22 protein-coding genes are annotated in these 18,073 nt (G+C 67.7%); 7 read left to right on the top strand and 15 right to left on the bottom strand.

Annotation, left to right across the window (positions count from 1 at the left end; genetic code table 11):
- The first annotated feature begins 26 nt into the window (after window positions 1–26).
- Window positions 27–584 carry a MarR family winged helix-turn-helix transcriptional regulator gene (locus FHT98_RS23995; RefSeq protein ID WP_210244401.1) on the top strand — a complete coding sequence of 186 codons (558 nt, stop codon included), beginning with the start codon at window positions 27–29 and terminating at the stop codon, window positions 582–584.
- Here the strand turns inward: FHT98_RS23995 and FHT98_RS23990 are convergent.
- The 10 genes from FHT98_RS23990 to FHT98_RS23945 all read right to left on the bottom strand — a co-directional run bounded on the left by FHT98_RS23990 (window position 541) and on the right by FHT98_RS23945 (window position 9,413).
- Window positions 541–1,251 (bottom strand): ABC transporter ATP-binding protein, encoded by a 711-nt coding sequence (locus FHT98_RS23990; RefSeq protein ID WP_142115532.1) that lies wholly within the window; start codon window positions 1,249–1,251, stop codon window positions 541–543. The two genes, FHT98_RS23995 and FHT98_RS23990, sit on opposite strands and share 44 nt — an antisense overlap.
- Window positions 1,251–2,024 carry an ABC transporter ATP-binding protein gene (locus FHT98_RS23985; protein WP_142115531.1) on the bottom strand — a complete coding sequence of 258 codons (774 nt, stop codon included), beginning with the start codon at window positions 2,022–2,024 and terminating at the stop codon, window positions 1,251–1,253. The genes FHT98_RS23990 and FHT98_RS23985 overlap by 1 nt, the downstream gene beginning before the upstream one ends.
- Entirely contained in the window at window positions 2,021–3,889 is a 1,869-nt protein-coding gene (locus tag FHT98_RS23980; RefSeq protein ID WP_142115530.1) for an ABC transporter permease, read from the bottom strand. Before FHT98_RS23980 ends, FHT98_RS23985 begins: the two co-directional genes overlap by 4 nt.
- A gap of 62 nt (window positions 3,890–3,951) precedes the next feature.
- The gene (locus FHT98_RS23975) at window positions 3,952–5,157 is read right to left on the bottom strand and encodes an ABC transporter substrate-binding protein (RefSeq protein WP_142115529.1); all 1,206 of its coding nucleotides are present in this window, start codon (window positions 5,155–5,157) and stop codon (window positions 3,952–3,954) included.
- 392 nt (window positions 5,158–5,549) lie between these two features.
- Window positions 5,550–5,798, bottom strand: a complete 249-nt coding sequence (locus FHT98_RS23970; protein WP_142115528.1) for a hypothetical protein — start codon at window positions 5,796–5,798, stop codon at window positions 5,550–5,552.
- Window positions 5,799–5,862: 64 nt separating this feature from the next.
- Window positions 5,863–6,720 (bottom strand): energy transducer TonB family protein, encoded by an 858-nt coding sequence (locus tag FHT98_RS23965; RefSeq protein WP_142115527.1) that lies wholly within the window; start codon window positions 6,718–6,720, stop codon window positions 5,863–5,865.
- The gene (gene exbD / locus FHT98_RS23960; protein ID WP_061967971.1) at window positions 6,717–7,166 is read right to left on the bottom strand and encodes a TonB system transport protein ExbD; all 450 of its coding nucleotides are present in this window, start codon (window positions 7,164–7,166) and stop codon (window positions 6,717–6,719) included. The genes FHT98_RS23965 and exbD overlap by 4 nt, the downstream gene beginning before the upstream one ends.
- 3 nt (window positions 7,167–7,169) lie before the next feature.
- The gene (exbB, locus tag FHT98_RS23955) at window positions 7,170–8,192 is read right to left on the bottom strand and encodes a tonB-system energizer ExbB (RefSeq protein ID WP_248309299.1); all 1,023 of its coding nucleotides are present in this window, start codon (window positions 8,190–8,192) and stop codon (window positions 7,170–7,172) included.
- A 344-nt stretch (window positions 8,193–8,536) separates the two neighbouring features.
- Entirely contained in the window at window positions 8,537–8,887 is a 351-nt protein-coding gene (locus tag FHT98_RS23950) for a winged helix-turn-helix domain-containing protein (protein WP_061967973.1), read from the bottom strand.
- 7 nt (window positions 8,888–8,894) lie between these two features.
- Complete coding sequence (locus FHT98_RS23945) at window positions 8,895–9,413, bottom strand: GAF domain-containing protein (protein WP_142115526.1); 519 nt, start codon at window positions 9,411–9,413, stop codon at window positions 8,895–8,897.
- A 147-nt stretch (window positions 9,414–9,560) separates the two neighbouring features.
- Between FHT98_RS23945 and FHT98_RS23940 the strand changes: the two genes are divergently transcribed.
- Together FHT98_RS23940 and FHT98_RS23935 are read left to right on the top strand one after the other, a co-directional pair.
- Window positions 9,561–9,986: an NUDIX hydrolase gene (locus FHT98_RS23940; protein ID WP_142115525.1), complete on the top strand. Its 426-nt coding sequence runs from the start codon at window positions 9,561–9,563 to the stop codon at window positions 9,984–9,986.
- The gene (locus tag FHT98_RS23935) at window positions 9,983–10,774 is read left to right on the top strand and encodes a class I SAM-dependent methyltransferase (RefSeq protein WP_210184318.1); all 792 of its coding nucleotides are present in this window, start codon (window positions 9,983–9,985) and stop codon (window positions 10,772–10,774) included. Before FHT98_RS23940 ends, FHT98_RS23935 begins: the two co-directional genes overlap by 4 nt.
- A gap of 87 nt (window positions 10,775–10,861) precedes the next feature.
- Here the strand turns inward: FHT98_RS23935 and ssb are convergent, their stop codons facing one another.
- The 3 genes from ssb to FHT98_RS23920 form a co-directional block, all read right to left on the bottom strand.
- On the bottom strand, window positions 10,862–11,419 hold the full coding sequence (gene ssb / locus FHT98_RS23930) for a single-stranded DNA-binding protein (RefSeq protein ID WP_142115524.1): 558 nt from the start codon (window positions 11,417–11,419) through the stop codon (window positions 10,862–10,864).
- A gap of 146 nt (window positions 11,420–11,565) precedes the next feature.
- On the bottom strand, window positions 11,566–12,423 hold the full coding sequence (locus tag FHT98_RS23925) for an ABC transporter permease (protein ID WP_142115523.1): 858 nt from the start codon (window positions 12,421–12,423) through the stop codon (window positions 11,566–11,568).
- Window positions 12,420–13,415 (bottom strand): ABC transporter substrate-binding protein, encoded by a 996-nt coding sequence (locus FHT98_RS23920; protein ID WP_210244400.1) that lies wholly within the window; start codon window positions 13,413–13,415, stop codon window positions 12,420–12,422. Before FHT98_RS23920 ends, FHT98_RS23925 begins: the two co-directional genes overlap by 4 nt.
- Before the next feature lie 300 nt (window positions 13,416–13,715).
- On the opposite strand from FHT98_RS23920, the gene rpiB reads away from it, so the two are divergent.
- From rpiB to FHT98_RS23900, 4 genes are all read left to right on the top strand, one after another.
- The gene (gene rpiB / locus FHT98_RS23915) at window positions 13,716–14,165 is read left to right on the top strand and encodes a ribose 5-phosphate isomerase B (protein ID WP_061968338.1); all 450 of its coding nucleotides are present in this window, start codon (window positions 13,716–13,718) and stop codon (window positions 14,163–14,165) included.
- Between the two features lie 83 nt (window positions 14,166–14,248).
- Window positions 14,249–14,695, top strand: coding sequence for a PaaI family thioesterase (locus tag FHT98_RS23910; RefSeq protein WP_091859263.1), 447 nt, complete (start codon window positions 14,249–14,251; stop codon window positions 14,693–14,695).
- 281 nt (window positions 14,696–14,976) lie between these two features.
- Entirely contained in the window at window positions 14,977–15,561 is a 585-nt protein-coding gene (locus FHT98_RS23905) for a L,D-transpeptidase (protein WP_248309298.1), read from the top strand.
- 87 nt (window positions 15,562–15,648) lie between these two features.
- Entirely contained in the window at window positions 15,649–15,969 is a 321-nt protein-coding gene (locus FHT98_RS23900) for a hypothetical protein (RefSeq protein WP_142115521.1), read from the top strand.
- A gap of 573 nt (window positions 15,970–16,542) precedes the next feature.
- On the opposite strand, the gene FHT98_RS23895 is transcribed toward FHT98_RS23900, so the two are convergent.
- Both FHT98_RS23895 and FHT98_RS23890 read right to left on the bottom strand, forming a co-directional pair.
- Window positions 16,543–17,109: a biotin transporter BioY gene (locus FHT98_RS23895; protein WP_061967986.1), complete on the bottom strand. Its 567-nt coding sequence runs from the start codon at window positions 17,107–17,109 to the stop codon at window positions 16,543–16,545.
- A gap of 129 nt (window positions 17,110–17,238) precedes the next feature.
- Entirely contained in the window at window positions 17,239–17,907 is a 669-nt protein-coding gene (locus tag FHT98_RS23890) for a GntR family transcriptional regulator (RefSeq protein ID WP_113585400.1), read from the bottom strand.
- Window positions 17,908–18,073 lie beyond the last annotated feature (166 nt).

Below are 18,073 nucleotides of genomic sequence, written 5' to 3'. Positions count from 1 at the left end.
CGGCAGAATCGCCACCCGGAGCCAGCATGGATCGCGCAGAGGAATCGGAAGACGGGCTCGGCCGGCATCACCGCTCGGCCAGCGGCCCGGCCGATTCCGCGATGCCTGAACCCATCGACCTCGCCGGCTATGCGCTGGACGAGCAGTTCGGCTTCCTGCTGCGGCAGATGCAGCAGCGCTATGTCGCGATGTTCCTGGAGATGATGGGCGCAGACGGGCCGACGCCGCCGCAATTCGCGGTCCTCTGCCGGCTCGCCGTCGACGGACGGATTTCCCAGAACCAGCTCGGCCGCATGACGGCGATGGACCCGGCCACGATCCGGGGCGTGGTGACGCGCCTCGCCGAGCGCGGGCTGGTCGAGCGCCTGCACGATCCCGACGACAAGCGCCGCGTGCTGGTACAGCTCGGCCAGCGCGGCCGCGAGCTGTTGCCGGATTATGTCGTCCGCGCCAAGGCGATTACCATCGCGGCGCTGGACCCGATGGCGGAGCGCGAGGTCGAGCCGCTGCTCGACGTGATGCGGCGCCTGCTCTCAGGCTTCAGACCGCCAGATACTGGCTCCGCGCCGCCTCGTCGGCCTTGAGCGCGGCCATCGTATCGTCGAAGCGGATCAGCCCCTTCTCGATGATGACGGCGCGGTCGGCGATGCTGCCGGCGAAATGCAGGTTCTGCTCGGAGAGCAGCACGGACAGCCCCTCGCCTTTCAGCACGCGGATCGTCTCCGCCATCGCCTCGACGATCACGGGCGCAAGCCCTTCCGAGGGTTCGTCGAGCAGCAACAGGCGCGGATTGCCCATCAGCGTGCGGGCGATGGTCAGCATCTGCTGCTCGCCACCGGACATGGCCCCGCCCGGCCGGTCGCGCATGCGGCCGAGATTGGGGAAGAGGTCGAAGAGCCGCTCCGGCGTCCAGTGAGGCGCGCCGTGACGGGGCGGCTGGCGGCCGACTTCGAGGTTGTCCATCACGGTCAGTTCGGAGAAGACGCGCCGATCTTCGGGGACATAGCCGATGCCGAGCCGGGCGATCTGGAAAGGCTCGCGGCCGGCGATCTCCTTGCCCTCGAAGCGGATGGAGCCTTGCGGCTCAGGCACCAGCCCCATCACCGTCTTCATGGTCGTCGACTTGCCGGCGCCGTTGCGGCCCATCAGCGCGACGACCTCGCCCTGTCCGACCGAGAAGCCGACGCCATGCAGGATCTTGGCGCGGCCATACCAGGCCTCGACGCCGGAGAGTTGGAGGAGCGCCGTCATCAATGCCCTCCCGAGGTCGCGCCGGAGCCGAGATAGACCGCGCGCACCTGCGGGTCGTTGCGGACTTCGGCACTGGTGCCGGCGGCGATCAGGCGACCCCGGTCGAGCACCAGAACACGGTCGGCATGGGCGAAGACGACATCCATGTCGTGCTCGGTGAAGAGCACGGCGATACCGCGCTTCCGTGCGATGCGGGCCGTCAGCGCCATCAGGGCGATGCGCTCCTGCGGCGCCATGCCGGCGGTGGGTTCGTCCATCAGCAGCAGCTTCGGCGCGTTGGCGAGCGCCACCGCAAGCTCGACGCGCTTGAGATCACCATAGGCGAGCACGCCGCAGGCACGCTCGGCCTGCTGGGCCATGCCGACTTGAGCGAGCAGCGCATCGGCCGGTTCGAGGCGGCGCTGGTCGGCGCGTCCGAACGGGCGCCAGCTCTTCCCGGCATGGGAGATCAGCGCCATCTGGACGTTCTCGCGCACGGTCATCGAGGCAAAGGTTGCAGTGATCTGGAAGGTGCGGCCGACGCCGAGGCGCCAGATCTTGCGCGGTTCGAGCCCGGTGATCGGCTTGCCTTCGAGCAGAACCTCGCCGCGATCGGGCTTGAGTTGCCCGTTCAGCATGTTGAAGCAGGTCGTCTTGCCTGCCCCATTGGGGCCGATCAGCGCGACCAGCTTGCCGGCCTCGACCGAGAAGGACACGCCATCGACCGCCTTCACGCCGCCGAAGGATTTGGCGAGATCGCGGGCTTCCAGCACGGGAGGCATGGACGCACTCATGCCACGGCCGTCGCCTGCGCGGCGCTCTCGCGCCGGGCGCGCCAGTACAGCCAGGTGCCGACGAGGCCGCGCGGGAACAGCACGACCAGGAGCACGATCGACAGCCCCAGCCCGAAGCGCCAATAGGCCGTCATCTTCGCGAGCTGTTCGTTCAAACCCATATAGGCGAAGGCGCCGACGACCGGCCCGGCGACCGTCTGGACGCCGCCGAGCAGCACCATCAGCAAGGCATCGACCGAGCGCGGGATCGCCATATAGGTCGGGAAGACCGAGCCCTTCGAGAAGGCGAAGAGCCCGCCGGCGATGCCGGCTGCGACCGCGGCGATGGTGAAGGCCGCCCATTGCAGGCGCCCGACATCGAGCCCGATCGCCTCGGCCCGCAACGGGCTGTCGCGGCCGGCGCGCAAGGCGTAGCCGAAGGGTGCGAAAATGATCACGCGCAGCGCCACGATGACCAGCACGGCGATGGTGAGCGCGAGATAGTAGAATACCGTCTTGGGCACCGCCCAGGCCGAGGGCCAGACGCCGAGGATACCATTGTCGCCGCCGGTGAGATCGACCCACTGGAAGGCTGTGGCCCAGGCGATCTGGGCGAAGGCGAGCGTCAGCATCGCGAGATAGACGCCGGAGAGCCGGACGCAGAACCAGCCGAAGATCGCGCCCGCGATGCCGGCCATGAGCGGCGCCAGCATCAAGGCCTCCTCCATCGGGCTGCCCAGCCATTTCACCGCCAGCGCCGCGCCATAGGCGCCGAGCCCGAAATAGGCGGCATGGCCGAAGGAGGTGATGCCGCCCGGCCCCATCAAGAGATGCAGCGAGGCGGCGAAGACTGCGAAGATCACGAGATCGGTCAACGTCAGGACGACATGATCCGGCACGACCAGCGGCGCGAGGATCAGCAGGCTGAGCGCGACGGCTCCGAACAGCTTCGCCGCGCCGTCTGCGGGACTCAGCAGGAAGAGCTGGCCGGCATGGCCGCGTGGCTCGACGGAGGCCTTGCCGAGTAGGCCGTGCGGCCGGACGATCAGCACCGCCGCCATCACCAGGAAGACAAGCACCAGCGTGATCTTGGGCAGGATCAGGATGCCGAAGGCGTGGAGCACGCCAATCAGCACGGCCGCGAGATAGGCGCCGGTCACGCTGCCGAGCCCGCCGACCACCACGACCACGAAGGCCTCGGCGATCATCGACAGGTCCATGTGAAGGTTGATCGCCTCGCGCGGGAGCTGGAGCGCGCCGCCGAGCCCCGCCAGCGCTGCGCCGAAGGCGAAGACCGAGGTGAAGAGCAGGCGCTGGTTGACGCCAAGCGCGCTCACCATCTCGCGGTCCTGCGTCGCCGCCCGGATCAGCACGCCCCAGCGCGTCCGGTGGAACAAGAGCCAGATCAGGCCGAGCACGACCGGCCCGACGGCAATCAGGAACAGCTCGTAGCTCGGGAAGCGGTTGTCGAACAGGATGACGAAGCTGCGGAAGCCCGGCGCGCGCGGGCCGAGCTTGTCCTCCGGCCCCCAGGTCGCCAGCGCAATGTCCTGCAGCATCAGCACGACGCCGAAAGTCGCGAGCAACTGGAACAGCTCCGGCGCCTGATAGATTCGCCGGAGGATCAGGACCTCGATCAGCACGCCGGCGAGGCCGGTCAGAAGCACGGCGAGGATGACGCCGCCCCAGAACCCGAGCGGATCGGCCGGGCCGAGCCAGGTCACCAGCGTGAAGGCCAGATAGCCGCCCAGCATGTAGAGCGAGCCATGGGCGAAGTTCACGATGCGCGTGACGCCGAAGATGATCGACAACCCGCACGCCACCAGAAACAGCGACGACGCCGAGGCCAGGCCGTTCAGGGTCTGGGTGAGGACGAGATCAAGCATGTCGTTTCGGGCGCAAAGCTACGACCTTCAGGCCGTAGCGCCGTGCTCCATCTCAGGCAAGGTCAGACGGCTGGGCGCAGCTTGCGGACCTCGTCGTCGCTCGGCAGGTATTTGGCGCCGTCGCGGTAGCTCCAGTCGACCATCATGCCCTTGCCGTCCTTCTGCGCGCTCTTGCCGACATAGGCGCCGAGCGTCGACTGGTGGTCGATCTTGCGGAACTCGATCGGACCGAAGGCCGAGCCGAACTTCAGCCCCTCGAAGGCATCGACCAGTTTCTCGTTATCGGTCGATCCGGCCTTCGCGAGTGCCGCGGCGATGGCCTGCACCGTCTCGTAGCCGACGACCGAGCCCAGCCGCGGATAGTCGTTGTACTTCGCCTTGTAGGCGTCGCGGAACTTGACGTGCTCCGGCGTCTGCAGGTCGGCATGGGGATAGCCGGTGATGATCCAGCCCTCCGGCGTCTCGGCGCCGAGCGTGTCGAGATATTCCGGCTCGCCGGTCAGCATCGAGACGACCTGGCGCCCCTCGAACAGGCCGCGCGTGTTGCCGGCGCGGACGAAATTGGCGAGGTCGACGGCGAAGGTGACGTTGAAGATCGCCTCCGGCTTGGCCGCTTCCAGCGCCTGCACGGTGGCGCCGGCGTCGATGCGGCCGAGCGCCGGGAACTGCTCGGCGACGAAGGTCACGTCGGGGCGTGCCTTCAACAGCAATTCCTTGAACCATTTCACGGCCGATTGGCCGTATTCGTAGTTCGGCGCGACGATCGCCCATTTCTTCGCCGGAAGCTTCGCCGCTTCCTCGACCAGCATCGCGGCCTGCATGTAGGTCGAGGGCCGCAGGCGGAAGGTGTAGCGGTTGCCCTTCGACCAGACGAGCGCATCGGCCAGCGGCTCGGAGGCGACATAGAGCCGCTTGTTCTGGTTGGCGTAGTCGGCGAGCGCCAGTCCCACATTGGAAAGGAAGCCGCCGGCGATGATGTCGACCTTTTCGGCCGTGGCGAGATCGGCGGCATGGCGCACCGCATCCTCCGGCTTGCCGGCATCGTCGCGGAACACCGTTTCGAGCTTGCGGCCGAGCACGCCGCCCGCCGCGTTGATCTGCTCCTGCGCCAGTTCCCAGGCCTGCCGATAGGGTTTCAGGAAGGCCGGCTGCGCGGTATAGGAGTTGATCTCGCCGATGCGGATCGGCCCCGCGCCCTGGGCGCGCGCCAGCGAGGGAACGCCGAGGGCAAGCGTGCCCGCGACGAAGCTGCGACGATCGATCTGCATCGGGTTTAAGTCCTTCGCCCTGCTGCGGCTGCAATCCGCGCCGATACCGCTCGCGCCGGGTCGGGCGAAGCGGAATTCATTTGCATGCATATGAATGAATAGATCCGGGCGCCTGTCAATCTGCCATTCTTGCAATGCAGCAGATGAGCAGGCGACTGACGGCAGCTCGCACGATCTTGCGGGAATCGCCCGAAATCCTTTGATTTCATTTGAGAAACGAGGCGCCTAAAAATAAGACAGCGATGCTGCCCTTTTGGCCTTGCAGGCGTCACCTGAGCTTACTATTTAAAGTGCAGCGCAGCAGAGATGTTGCGCCGCCCTCCTTGGGCGTTTCCTCCCTAGACTTGGGCTGCGCTTCTGGCGTGGCCCTTTTTTCTTGTCGGGATGCGCCCTTACCAGCGCCGGCCGTAGCCCCAGGGCCCGCCGACGGAGGCGTCGAAGCGGTCGAAGCGATAGCGCCGCTCGGCCGCGCGATCGAGATCGAGCTGCATCAGGCAGTTCGAGAACGCCTCGCCCGGCGCGCGAAAACCATAGGAGCGGCAGCGCTCCTCGTCGATCGCGCGATACTGCGCCTCCGTGGTCACGCAGCCGCTCAATGCGAGGGCCAGCATCGCGCCGGCGGCAAGCCTGATGATCGTCATCGCGCTTCTCCTCTCGCTCATAACCATCCTACGCGCAGACGATAGCTCCGGTTCCCGGGCCAGCCTAGCGCGAGAACTTGATCGGCACGCTCAGCGAAATCGCTCCGCCGCCGAGCCCATCCGGCGGTGCCGGGACGGGGCTGGCGCGACGGATCATCGCGACCGCCTCCCCGTCCAGCGCCGCATCGCCCGAGCCCCGGACGAGACGGGCCGAGAGCACACGGCCGCCGCGGTCGATGCTGAAGGCGACCTGGACCGTGCCGGGGCTGGCGCCTCCGGGGAAGCGCTTGTAGCGGTTGAGATGTGCCATCAGCGACCCGCGCCAGCTCGCGGTCGCGGCCGGAGACGGCGATGAAGCGCCGGAATTGGGAGCCGCGGCGCGCGGAGCGGCCTGCGCCTGCGCCACCGGCGCCGAGGTCTGCTCGGCCTTCGGCTTGTCCGGGCGGATAGGCTTCTTCTTCTCGACGACCTTGGGTTTCGGCTTCGGCTTCTTGGGCGGCGGCGGCTTCGGAGCCTCCTTCGGCGGCGGCGTCAGGATCGCCGCAGCATCGGGCAGCGGCGGCAATTCGGGAATCCTGATCTCGGGCTCGGGGATCGCGACGGGCTCCGGTTCCGGCGGAGGCGGCTCGACTTCCTTGGGCGGCTCGACCGGCTCGGGTGGCGGCGGTTCGGGCTCGGGCTGCGCTTCGGCCATCTCGGGGCCGGGCGCAACCTCCTGCGGCGGCGCCTCGGGGGCGACGGCGAGCGGCGCGAGTTCGATCATCACGGCGGCCGGAGGCGCGCCCATCGCCGCCTCGGCGCGCTGCCAGTTGGCGATGACCCAGCCGGCCGTGCCATGGGCGCTCGCGACCACCAGGGCCGCAAGACTCCAGCGCAGGGCCGCCGGCGCGAAACGCGACAATGACGGGCGCTCGAGGCTCATGGCTTCGGCCCCGCAGCAGCCCCCTGCCCGGTGTCCTCAAGGCCGACCAGCGCGATCTTGAGATAACCGGCGTTGCGCAGCAGGTTCATCACGTTCATCAGCTCGCTATAGGCGACGCTGCCGTCGGCCCGCAGGAAGACCCGCTGCTCGCGATCGCTGTTCGTCTTCTGGTCGAGTGCCGTCTGCAGGGCCTCGCGCGGCACGGGATCATTGCCGAGCGCGAGCGTGAGATCGCCCTTCACCGTCAGGAACATCGGCGTGTCCGGCCGCGGCTGCGGCTGCGCGTTCGAGACCGGCAGGTCGACCGCGACATCGACGGTCGAGAGCGGCGCCGCCACCATGAAGATGATCAGCAGGACGAGGATGACGTCGATGAACGGCGTCACGTTGATGTCGCTGACCTCGCCGAGGTCGCCGTCCTGCGGCTCCTTGAGGGAAACGCCCATGATTCACTCCGCCGGAACGAGCGGCGCGGCCGCCACCGCCGCGGCTGAAGCCGAGGACGAATAGGCCGAACGCGGGGCCGGTGCGACGGCGCGCTGGCGGCGTTCCAGGTCGCGCGAGAGATGGCGCAGGATCTCGCCCGACGCATCGGAAAGCGTGGCGCGGTAGCCGGTGATCGCGCGGGCGAAGACGTTGTAGATGATGACGGCGGGGATGGCGGCGACGAGGCCGATCGCGGTCGCCAGCAGCGCCTCGGCGATGCCGGGCGCGACGACGGCGAGATTGGTCGTCTTGGCCTGGCTGATGCCGATGAAGGAATTCATGATGCCCCAGACCGTGCCGAACAGGCCGACGAAGGGGGCGGTCGAGCCGATCGTGGCGAGCAGGCCGGTTCCGCGCGCCATCGAGCGGCCGGCGCGCGCCTCGATCCGCGAGAGCGCGATGGCGACGCGCTCCTTGATACCGTCCTCGCCGAGGTCGGCCGAGCGGCGGGTCTCGGACAGGGCAGCGGACAGCAACAAGCCGACGGCGCCGCGCAGCTTGCCGTTCCTGCCCGCCGCAGCTCCGGCTGCCTCGCCCAGGTTCTCGGCCGCCTCGATGCGGCGCAGCGCCCGGCCGGCCGAACGCTTGGCAGCGGCCAGCTCCATCGCCTTGGCGAGCCAGATCGTCCAGGTCACCAGCGAGGCGAAGGCAAGCCCGAGCATCACGCCCTTCACGACGATATCCGCCGCCATGAACATGCCCCAGGGCGACAGGTCATGCGGCAAGGTCGCCGTCGCGGCCGGGGCCGGAGCCATCACAGGTGTCGCGGCCTCGCTGGTGGTCAGCGGCGGGTGAGCGGCGCTCGGCGGATTGATGCCGAGCTGAGGCAGCGCAGACGGCAGCGGATTGGTCGGCGTCGCGGGCTGGGTCGCGGGCGCCGGCTGAACCGGCTGGGTCTGTGCCGCAGGCGGGGCCGTTTCGGTGGGGGCCTGTGGGGCGGACTGCCCCGGCGCCTGGGCCTGGGCCGCGACCACGGACAGGCTCATCGCAACAAGAGCCAGACGAAACGCACGCATCATCACAAATCCAGCCTTCTCCGGAGGAGCGCCGCCCCGGCTCCAGCCGGTTCCAGCACCTGCTGCCGGGCACCAAGGGCCGGCAGCTTCCTCATTGGAATCATTACAAAAAAAGACTTGCAGCGGCGTTGCTGCATATGCGATACGCCTGTTCGAATCGGGCGGGCATGTCAAGGAAAAGCGGCTCGCCGGCTCTGCCCTCCGATGGGCCTCGGCCACGCGAAATCAGGCCAGCCCGCGCTTCCGGACGACCCTCACATATCCGCTATTCGATGAATGCAGGGCGCTGCCGACGCGGTGCGCGCGACAGCGATTCAGCCGCGCTCGGGCCGGTCGATCTCGGCCTGTAGCGCCGCGAGATGAGTCGCGGCAGCCTCGGTCGCAGCCTGCTCGACCGCGCGGAAGCGCAGGATGAGCGCTTCGCCGAGCGGAGTCAGTCGTGCCCCACCGCCATTGCGCCCGCCGACCTGGCGCTCGACCACCGGCTTGCCGAAAAGCACGTTCAGTTCCTCGACCAGTTCCCAGGCGCGCCGGTAGGACATCTCCATCGCCCGGCCGGCCGCCGAGATCGAGCCATGCGTCGCGATGTTCTCGAGCAGCGCGATCTTGCCGGGGCCGATCCTGCCTTCGGGGTCGAGCTGTATCCGCAGGCTGAGCGAGGGCACCGCCGCCTCAGGACGCTCTGGCCAGGGCAGCCTTGACGCCCTCGCCGCAGGCCGCGAGCCAGATCGCCGCGATGCGCTCGATGCCGGCCTGGTCGTCGGCATCGAAGCGCGCCGGTGACGGGCTGTCGAGGTCGATCACGCCGATGACGTCATCGCGTCCGATAAGCGGCACGACGAGTTCCGAGCGCGAGGCCGCATCGCAGGCGATATGGCCGGGAAAGGCATGGACGTCCTCGACCAGCATCGATTTCCGCTGCGCCACGGCCGCGCCGCAGACGCCCCTGCCGACGGGAATGCGGACGCAGGCCGGCTTGCCCTGGAAGGGGCCGAGGACGAGTTCGCCTGATCGCATGATGTAGAAGCCGGCCCAGTTCAGGTCCGGCATCATCTGGAACAGCAGCGCGGAGGTGTTGGCGGCGTTCGCGATCGGGTCGCGTTCGCCCATGAGCAGCGCTTCGAGCTGCGCCGCGAGCTCGCGATAGAACTCCGGCTTGCTGCCGGCGGCGATGCTGCGTGCCTCGAACATGATCCTGACGCCTTGCTTGCGTTCGCTCTCGAAATCCAGCGCCGGTTCCTACCACCATCCTCCCGGCCGCGCCATCGAAGAGGCCCCTTCCCCGTTCCCTGCGGATCGTGCCAATCCTCCCCTGCACCAGCCTGAGAGGAGTCGGTCGTGAGCGAGGATACCCGGCAAATCCGCATCGCGGCCGCGCTGCTGACCGACGCGCGCCAGCGCCTCCTTCTGGTCCGCAAGCGCGGCACCGCCTGGTTCATGCAGCCGGGCGGCAAGATCGAGCCCGGCGAAGGGCCTTTCGACGCGCTCACCCGCGAACTCCGGGAGGAGCTGGGACTTACTGCTTCGCTGGAGGCTGCACGCCATTGCGGACGCTTCGCGGCACCGGCCGCCAATGAGCCGGGCTTCACCGTCGATGCCGAGCTTTACGCCCTGCGTCTCGATGGAAAGCCAGCGCCCGCAGCGGAGATCGCGGAGATCGCCTGGCTCGAACCCAACACGGCCTCCACGCTTCCACTCGCCCCGCTGACACGCGACCACGCCCTGCCGCTCTGGCGCTCCATGCTGACGGAGATATCCCGATGAACGACATGAGTTCGAGCCCGCGCCGCGCCGATGGCAGCGCCGGCGATGCCGATTACGGCCGCATCGGACAGGGCTATGCCTCCTATCGCCAGCCCGAGCCCGCCATCGCCGCGCTGATCGAGGCCGCGCTCGGCCCGGCCCGGCGGGTGCTCAATGTCGGCGCCGGCGCCGGCTCCTACGAGCCGCGCGGCCGCGACATGATTGCGGTCGAACCCTCTGCCTCGATGCGGGCGCAGCGCCCGGCGGATATCGTCGCGGCGATCGACGCCACCGCGGAAGCCCTGCCCTTTCCCGACGGGTATTTCGACGCGAGCATGGCGACCTTCACCGTGCATCAATGGCAGCATCTCGATGCGGGCCTGCGCGAGATGCGCCGGGTGACGCGCGGGCCGGTCGTGATCCTGTCCTGTGATCCCGATCTGGTGCAGGCCTTCTGGCTCAACCACTATGCGCCGGAGGTGCTGGCGACCGAGGCGCGGCGCTATCCCTCGCTCGGTCATATCGGCACGGTTCTGGGCGGCGATGTCGAGATCGTCGCGGTGCCGATCCCGCTCGCCTGCCGCGACGGCTTCAACGAGGCCTATTACGGCCGGCCGGAACTCTTCCTCGATCCGGGCGCGCGCTCGGCATGCTCGGCCTGGAGCTTCGTCGGCGAGACCCAGAACGCCGCCTCGATCGAGAAGCTGCGCCAGGACCTGGACTGTGGCGCCTGGGACGATTGCTACGGCTTCCTGCGCAACCAGCCGAATTTCGACGGCTCGCTGCGCCTGGTCATCGCGCGGCCTTGAACCGAAAACGGAAGGGCCGGCCCCCTTGCGAGAACCGGCCCTTCTGAAAACATCGATACCATTCCGGCCTGAAGCCGGAACCAGGCCCTAGAACGGGATGTCGTCGTCGAGATGGCTGGAGGACGAACGCCCGCCGCCGCTACCACCGCCCGACATGGCCGGCTGGCGCGAGCCGCCGCCACCGCCGCTGCCCATCGCGCTGGAGCGGCCGAACGAGCCGCCGCCGCCTGAGCGGTCATCCGCGTAGCCGCCGCTGCTGCCACCGCCCTCGCCATATTCGTCGGAGCCGCCCTGGCGGCTGTCGAGGATGGTGAGCTCGCCGCGGAAGCGCTGCAGCACGATCTCGGTGGTGTATTTCTCGACGCCGGACTGGTCCTGCCATTTCCGGGTCTGGAGCTGGCCCTCGATATAGATCTTCGAGCCCTTCTTCAGATACTGCTCGGCGACCTTCGCCAGGTTCTCGTTGAAGATCACGACCGAGTGCCACTCGGTGCGCTCCTTGCGCTCCCCGCTCTGCTTGTCGCGCCAGGTCTCGGAGGTGGCGATACGCAGATTGACGACAGGCTCGCCGCTGCCGAGGCGGCGCACTTCGGGATCGCGCCCGAGATTGCCGACCAGAATGACCTTGTTGACGCTACCAGCCATGACAGGCTCCATTTCCTGCGCACTTCACACAAACCGGCCGCTCGACCGGAGCCGAACCTTATCGGCCGATGAAGGCATTATCAAGAATGTTCTTGTTTTGTTCAAGTGCCTGTTTCGAGGTTGTCCCCTGCTGATACGGTGGTGTCTCACCGCGGCGTCTGCCTTGCCCCGAGGATCGCCTGCGCCATCCGGTCGAGCAGCACCGCGAGCAGCACGATGCCGAGCCCGCCGACGAAGCCGAGGCCGGGATCGGCCCGCTGCAGGCCGAGCAGCACGACCTCGCCCAGCCCCTTGGCGCCGATCATCGAGGCGACCACGACCATGGCCAGCGCCATCATGATCGCCTGGTTCAGCCCCTGCAGGATCACCGGCCGGGCAAGCGGCAGTTCGATCAGCCAGAAGGCTTGCCGAGGCCTGAGGCCCAGTGCCCGCGAGGCCTCGACCAGTCCTGCATCGACGCCACGCAGGCCGAGTTCGGTCAAGCGTGCGAAGGGCGGCAGCGCGTAGACCAGCGTCGCGACGAGAGCCGGCGCGCGGCCGAGCCCGAGCAGCATCGCCACCGGGATCAGGTAGACGAAGCTCGGGATGGTCTGCATCAGGTCGTAGAGCGGCGCCACCGCCCGGCCGAGCCGCGGAATCCGGGCGGCTGCGACGCCGAGCGGCAAGCCCAGCAACCCGACGAACAGCACGGCGACAGTGACGAGGGCGAGCGACTGCATCGCCTCGCCCCAGATGCCGAGCCCGGCCAGCGCCAGCGGCAGGGTTGCCATCGCGAGCGCGAAGCCGATCCGCCGCGTCGCGAGCCACGCCCCTGCAGCGACTGCGAGGACAAAGGCGGGCACCGGGACATGCTGAAGCAGCGTCTCGACAAGGCGCACCGGCGCCGTCAGCACGGCACTAAAGCCGTCGAGCCTGTCGCCATAGCCGGTGACGAGCGCATCGACCGCCCGGTTGACGGCGCCCTGCAACGCCTTGCCGAAATCCGGCACCAAGGCAGTGGTCACAGGCTCGACGCGACCTTGCTGGCGACATCGGCCGGCAGCCACTTCTTCCAGATATCGCCTTGAGTCTTCAGGAAGACGAGCGCCTGCTGCTCGGGCGTGACGCCCTTCTCGCGCGCCTCGGCCAGCATCTTCGAGGTCACGTCGCTGGTCGTGCCATAGCTCTTGAAGAAGGTCGCGAGCTGCGGCGCCTTCTTGGCGAAATCGATATTCGCGCCGATCACGACCTTGCTCATCGGATAGGCGGTGGCGCGCTTTGGATTGTCGCTGGCCTTGAGATCGGCCCAGACCGCCGCATCGAAGGGCGCTTCCTCCAGCTTGACGAGGTCATAGGCGCCTAGCAGCCAGCTCGGCCCCCAATAGTAGAACACCACCGGGCGCTTGCGCTTGAGCGCAGCCTCGATCGCGGCGACCAGCGCCTCGCCCGAGCCGCCGCGCGTATTGGTGAAATCCTCAGCGAGCCCGTAGATCGCGAGCTTCTTGGTGTTGATGCCCTCGCAGACCCAGCCGGCGACGCAATTGTAGAAACGCCCCTTCGCCGGCTCCTCGGGATCGGCGAACAGCGCCTTGTAGCGCTTGAGATCCTCCGGCTTCTTGAGGTCCGGCGCCTTGGCATCCGGCCCGGAAACGAGATATCGCGGCACGAACCAGCCCTCACTCGCATCGGGGAATGTGGTGCCCAGCGGCTCGACCTTGCCGGCATCAGTCGCCTTCACCCAGGCATCGACCGGGTTGGCCATCCAGATCTCCATGACGATGTCGACATCGCCGCGCGCCAGGCCGTTGACCAGCGGGGCGATCACGCCCGGCACGCGCTCGACCTTGCAGCCGAAGCCGCGCTCGGCGATCGCGCTGGCGAGGGCGGTGTGGAAGGCGGCGGAATCATAGTCGAGCCCGGCCATCTTCAAGGGGCGGTCGAGCTCGCAGGCCATGGCCGGTGCACCGAACCCGAGGCCGAGCGCGAGGGTTGCTGCTCCAAGAAGGGCCTTCATCATCGTCGCTCCCCAAACCGATCATGGCAGAAGCCGCCGGGGCCGATCGCGCCGGCGGTTCGCGCTGTAACGCAGGGCCGGACGAATTGATCCGTTCTTCCGGGCTCCTTGTGCGGCAGCATCGCTCAATCGCGGCGGCGAGGCGAGGCCGATCCTGTCATCGCCGGTCAGCAGCCATGCAGGGCGATGCATCGGGGCCGATGTCGAAGCGGCGCCGGCCCGGACGATTCCGATCGCCCCGGCAGAGGCCATGAGCTAGGCTGGCGGCCGGCAGACGGCCCCGGCATAATGGACGACTTCCCCGTGACAGACAGCAATCGCATCGTCCTCTCCAGCGATCACGCCGCCATCCCGCTGCGGCAGGCCATCGCCAGGCATGTCGCCGCGCAGGGCTGGGACGTGGTCGATATCGGCCCGACGACGCCGGAGAGCACGCCCTATCCCCGGCATGGCGAAGCGGCGGCGCGGCTCGTCGCTGCCGGCGATTGCCGGCTCGGCATCATCCTGTGCGGCACCGGCCAGGGCATCATGATGGCGGCGAACAAGGTCAAGGGCATTCGCTGCGGGGTCTGCGCCGACACCTTCTCGGCCCGCATGATCCGTGAGCATAACGACGCCAACATGCTCTCGATCGGCGCGCGCGTGGTCGGCGAAGGGCTGGCGCTCGCGATCGCCGATGCGTTCCTGACCGCCGAATTCGAAGGCGGCCGGCATGCGACGCGGGTGGAGATGATCGCGGCGCTGGAGGGGTAGCCCGGGTCCGCTAATCCAGGGTTCCGGTTCCGACCCGTTGCCGAACTCTGATCCGGCTGTCAGGCTGCACCCCGGAGGTTCCCATGAGCGAAGACGGCAGTCGGGTTGAGCAGCGCATCCGAGCCAGCTTTGCGAAACAGGGCCTGATGACGACCCTCGGCGCAACCATCGCAACCGTGGAGCCCGGCGCTGTCGCCATCGAACTGGCGCCTGCTCCGACAATCTCTCAACAGCACGGTTTCGTTCATGCCGGCGCGGTAAGTGCCATTGCCGATAGCGCAGCAGGATATGCCGCCCTCTCTATGATGCCTATGGACCGCGGGGTGCTGACTACAGAGTTCAAGATCAACCTCTTGGCTCCAGCCGCTGGCGACCGGATCATCGCCCGAGGGAAGGTCGTGAAAGCGGGACGCACTCTGACTCTGGCCCAAACCGAGGTGTTCGCGGAGAAGGATGGTCGATCGCGATTGATCGCCCTGCTTACCGCAACGCTGATGGCCGTCGAGGGGCGGGACGGCATTGCCGACTGATGTCGGCTTCCGCCCCTTGGTCGACGCTTCGGGAGAAAATTCTCCCCAAGCGCTGGGATGTTGGACCGCGAAAATCCGGCGCGCCGACCGGAGGTTCACCCAACGGTAACCATCCAAGCCGATGTATCTCCTCAGCCTTGTCCGAGAGATACCCGATGCTGACCCGCCGATCGTTTACGTTTCCCGCCCTCTCCTTCGCCGCCGCAGGCCTGGCTGGATGCGGATCGAGAAGCATCGTCGCGCTGCCCGAGATCGACGCCGGCCAAAGCCCGAGAGGCCTGGTGACGCGCACGCTCTCCCGGCCGAACTATGCCGCGGTCTATGCCGAGTATCCCGGCGAGAAATTTCCGATCGCCGCCATCGACTATCAGCGGATCGATACCCGCTATCTCCGCCAGACCGTCGCGTTTCCGCGCGACGATAAGCCCGGCTCGATCGTGGTCGATCCCGCCGGCTATCACCTCTACTTCGTCGAATCCCCGCGCGTCGCGACGCGTTACGGCGTCGGCGTCGGGCGCGAGGGCTTCGGCTGGTCCGGTGCGGCCCGCATCAACATGAAGCGGGACTGGGCCGACTGGGTCCCGCCTCCGGAAATGATCGAGCGTGACCCCTCGATCCGATCCCAGCTCGAGATGACGCCGCGCGGACTGGGCGTGCGCGGTGGATCGAAAAGCCCGCTGGGCGCACGGACCCTGTATCTGTTCGGCGAGGGGCGAGACCTCGGCTATCGAATCCATGGCACGTTCGAGCCCTACACGGTGGGTACGAACGTTTCGTCGGGCTGCATCCGGATGATCAACCAGGACATCGCCCATCTCTATGCGCGCGTGGCGCCCGGCACTCCCGTGACGGTGCTGCCTGCGTGACTTCGGCCACCTGAACGGCAGCCAACGGATCGGTTCATGTTCTGTTGAGGCGCCGCGTGATCTGATCAGCGTCGAAAGGAGTTTGCCATGCGCAAGCTGTTGATCTTCACTGCGATTGCACTCGGCAGCGGGCTGGCCGTGCCAGCCATGGCCTCCGAGGCCGTGCCGAGGGAGCTCGCCCAGCGTCTCGACAAGGCGACGGTCGCGTATTCATGGTCGGCTGCAGCCGAGCGGCGGCACATGATCATCGAAGAGACCATGCGCCAGCAACGCTACGGTCGCGGCTATGGTTATGGTCGGGGCTACGGCCCGCCGCGCGGCTACGGCCCGCCTCCGGGTTACGGCTACGGTCGCGGGCCGGGCTGGGGGCCGCCACGTTATGCCCCGCCGCCTCCCGACTGGTGGTAATCTGTTTGGTGGTAACTCTGAGAGCGACGGGCAACCGTCGCTCTTTTCTGTTGCGTGGGCCTGCCTGCGCCACCGAGTGTCGGCGACCGGTCCAGATAGACGTGAAAACCCGACGAGATGACGTTTGGCATCTTGTCGAGCGACCGCCCCCCGCACGTCAACCCGATGCCGCGGATTGTCCCGGGGACGGTTTCCAGCTTCAATGTCATGCGAATAACGGAAGGCGAAAGCGGAGCTGTCCGAAGCTGCCTCTCGCACCGATTCCGGAATGCAGCGAGGAAGTCAGCCGTGTTGAAGCGATATGTCGCCGTGATCTTCATCCTTCTCGTGCCAACCGGCTGCGTCACACAAGATTCCGTTCCCAGAGCGCGAGCCGATGGGCCGGCCTATACGCAGCCAGGCATCGGCGCGCCTGCCCATCAGACGGATATGTTCGGGAGCGGCGTTCGCTGAGAATCGCCTCGGCCTCCTGACTCCCATCCGCAGCGTCGAGAACGCCGCATCCCGGCGACCAACAAAAAACCCGACAGGCCGAAGCCTGCCGGGTCGCTGCTGCGAGAGTGTCAGATCGCGTCAACCGCGCGGCGCAAAGGCCTTGAGCGCGGCGGCGGCCAGCGCCGATTTGAGGATGGCGCCGAGGATGAAGGGCGTCGCGCCGAGCGCAATCGCCTTGGACAGGCCGATCAGGGTGCCGAGCCAGGCGACGCCGATCACCAGGCAGAGCGCGTTGCCGGCGAGCATCGCGGCGAAGGCGAGGCCGACGCGGCTGCCGTTCCAACCGCGCTGCGCCAGCCAGCCGGCCAGCGCCGCAGCGAAGGGGAAGGCCAGCAGGTAGCCGCCGGTCGGGCCGGCGAAATAGGCCGCGCCGCCGACCGCACCGGCGAAGACCGGCAGGCCCATCGCGCCCTGCGCCAGCCAGGCGATGACGGTGACCGCGCCGAGGCGCCAGCCATAGAGCGCGCCGATCAGCGTCACCGCGAAGGTCTGCATCGTCATCGGCACCGGGTACATCGGCACCTTGATCTGCGAGGACAGCGCCAGCAGCAGGCTGCCGACGATCACGGCGCCGGCCTGCCAGGCGAGCGAGCGGCTTTCCAGCCGCAGCGGGCTGAACGGGCGGCTGAGGGCAAGATCGGTCATGGTCACTCCTTGGTCGCGATCAAGATTATCTATAATTTTGATCTTTGATCTATGAGGAAGTCCATATCTCGCCGGAAAAGGCAAGCGCACCTTTCGTGCGAAACCTCCCACGCCGGGGAAGGACAATGCTCAGCCGACGATGGCGAAGGCCTCTCGCGTCGCACCGGAGGCGGTGCGGACCGGGCGCTCGCCGATCCATTGGGCATGCCGCGCCAGCGTCGCGATCGCGGTTTCCAGATCGCCGTTGCGCAGGGCGCTCAGGATCGCGCGGTGGTCGTGGTCGGTCCGGGATTCCCATTCCGAGCGCCAGGCCGAGAACAGGAAACGCGCGCTCGCGGCATGGAGATCGTCGATCGTCGCAAGCAGCCGCTTCATGCCGCAGGGCGCGACCAGGATGCGATGAAAGCGGCGATTCGCCTCCTCCCAGGCCCGGACATCGGTGGCGGCGTCGCAATCGCGTCGCGCCTGTTCGGCCTTGTCGAGGATGGCGGCGGTGAGATGCGGCGCGGCATGGCGCAAGGCCAGCACCTCCAGCGCCGCCCGCATCGCGGCGACCTCCTTCACCTCCGACAGGTCGAAGGAAGCGACGCGGACGCCGCGACGCGGCTCGCTGATCGCCAGCCCCTGCGCCTCCAGCCGGCGGAAGGCCTCGCGCACCGGGACATGGCTGGTCTCGAATTCCTCTGCGATATGATCCTGCCGCAGGCGCGAGCCGGGCTCGATCGTTCCGGCGATGATCCGCTCGGCCAAAACTTTGGCGATGCGGACGGCGATGGTGTCTTCGGCAGGCTTCGTCATGATTTATAGATAATTCGAATGCGCCCCGAAGTCGATTGCGATCGGTGCGATGATCCCCACATGAGAGCCTCGCCGATCCTGACGTTTCCTGTCAGGAAGACGGCAGCAGCCGGGACGGCTGCGTGCTATTCATGCCGGGCAGATCGCCGCGAGGCTGGAAAGGCCC

The sequence above is a fragment of the Allobosea sp. AK1 genome, assembly GCF_006714945.1.
GTDB lineage: Bacteria > Pseudomonadota > Alphaproteobacteria > Rhizobiales > Beijerinckiaceae > Allobosea > Allobosea robiniae.
This window is presented reverse-complemented; position numbering and strand designations above follow the sequence as displayed.

Excerpts from the sequence above, each read along its gene's own strand:
- FHT98_RS23890 (WP_113585400.1), bottom strand. The coding sequence starts at position 17,907 with ATGACGAAGCCTGCCGAAGACACCATCGCCGTCCGCATCGCCAAAGTT.
- FHT98_RS23935 (WP_210184318.1), top strand. The coding sequence starts at position 9,983 with ATGAACGACATGAGTTCGAGCCCGCGCCGCGCCGATGGCAGCGCCGGC.
- FHT98_RS23920 (WP_210244400.1), bottom strand. The coding sequence starts at position 13,415 with ATGATGAAGGCCCTTCTTGGAGCAGCAACCCTCGCGCTCGGCCTCGGG.
- FHT98_RS23975 (WP_142115529.1), bottom strand. The coding sequence starts at position 5,157 with ATGCAGATCGATCGTCGCAGCTTCGTCGCGGGCACGCTTGCCCTCGGC.
- FHT98_RS23995 (WP_210244401.1), top strand. The coding sequence starts at position 27 with ATGGATCGCGCAGAGGAATCGGAAGACGGGCTCGGCCGGCATCACCGC.
- FHT98_RS23970 (WP_142115528.1), bottom strand. The coding sequence starts at position 5,798 with ATGACGATCATCAGGCTTGCCGCCGGCGCGATGCTGGCCCTCGCATTG.
- FHT98_RS23990 (WP_142115532.1), bottom strand. The coding sequence starts at position 1,251 with ATGACGGCGCTCCTCCAACTCTCCGGCGTCGAGGCCTGGTATGGCCGC.
- exbB (WP_248309299.1), bottom strand. The coding sequence starts at position 8,192 with ATGAGCCTGTCCGTGGTCGCGGCCCAGGCCCAGGCGCCGGGGCAGTCC.
- FHT98_RS23985 (WP_142115531.1), bottom strand. The coding sequence starts at position 2,024 with ATGAGTGCGTCCATGCCTCCCGTGCTGGAAGCCCGCGATCTCGCCAAA.
- FHT98_RS23965 (WP_142115527.1), bottom strand. The coding sequence starts at position 6,720 with ATGAGCCTCGAGCGCCCGTCATTGTCGCGTTTCGCGCCGGCGGCCCTG.
- FHT98_RS23900 (WP_142115521.1), top strand. The coding sequence starts at position 15,649 with ATGCGCAAGCTGTTGATCTTCACTGCGATTGCACTCGGCAGCGGGCTG.
- FHT98_RS23980 (WP_142115530.1), bottom strand. The coding sequence starts at position 3,889 with ATGCTTGATCTCGTCCTCACCCAGACCCTGAACGGCCTGGCCTCGGCG.
- ssb (WP_142115524.1), bottom strand. The coding sequence starts at position 11,419 with ATGGCTGGTAGCGTCAACAAGGTCATTCTGGTCGGCAATCTCGGGCGC.
- FHT98_RS23945 (WP_142115526.1), bottom strand. The coding sequence starts at position 9,413 with ATGTTCGAGGCACGCAGCATCGCCGCCGGCAGCAAGCCGGAGTTCTAT.
- FHT98_RS23895 (WP_061967986.1), bottom strand. The coding sequence starts at position 17,109 with ATGACCGATCTTGCCCTCAGCCGCCCGTTCAGCCCGCTGCGGCTGGAA.
- exbD (WP_061967971.1), bottom strand. The coding sequence starts at position 7,166 with ATGGGCGTTTCCCTCAAGGAGCCGCAGGACGGCGACCTCGGCGAGGTC.
- FHT98_RS23910 (WP_091859263.1), top strand. The coding sequence starts at position 14,249 with ATGAGCGAAGACGGCAGTCGGGTTGAGCAGCGCATCCGAGCCAGCTTT.